The 519-nt window shown below is 38.3% G+C and carries 1 protein-coding gene; it reads right to left on the bottom strand.

The annotated features are described in order from the left end of the window. The coding region (locus tag M3182_RS25580; RefSeq protein WP_251560634.1) for a transposase family protein at window positions 1-430 on the bottom strand (430 nt) is incomplete at its 3' end. Between the last annotated feature and the right edge of the window lie 89 nt (window positions 431-519).

The following is a 519-nucleotide window of genomic DNA, read 5'->3' as shown; positions in this document are numbered from 1 at the left end:
CTACTGGTTTAACTTCACTTCTAGCTAACTGATCAAACCTCCGGACAATGGTGGTAGCTGACGTTCCATAATTGTCCCCAATCTCTTTAAACGTCTTTCCTTTAATGGCTCTGATACCAACAGCTTGTTTCCACTCAATAGAGGTACGTTGATACCTATTTACAAAAGTATTCTTCTCTGAGAAGCGCTTACCACAATCGTAAACATACCGACGGCGTCTATAAAAAATTTGTGTCTTCCGTTCAAACAACTTCAGGTGTTGAATTTTTTGAATACGGTAATCATGTACACGAGAGGTTCTTGATTGACAGCTAGGACAACGATGGATTTTGCGTTCCATTTCTACGAAAATACGTATAACTTCCCCTACTTCCTCCACTCGCTTAATAACGACTTCTTTTAAACCTGGTAAACTTATGCTAAAATGCATTTACACGCAACTCCATTCATACTTGTTTCTCGACAACTCAAGTATAAAAGAATTGGATGTTTGCGTGTTTTTTTATGCTCTCATAGTTG

The organism is Mesobacillus maritimus, from assembly GCF_023715205.1.
GTDB lineage: Bacteria > Bacillota > Bacilli > Bacillales > Cytobacillaceae > Mesobacillus_B > Mesobacillus_B maritimus_C.
This window is presented reverse-complemented; position numbering and strand designations above follow the sequence as displayed.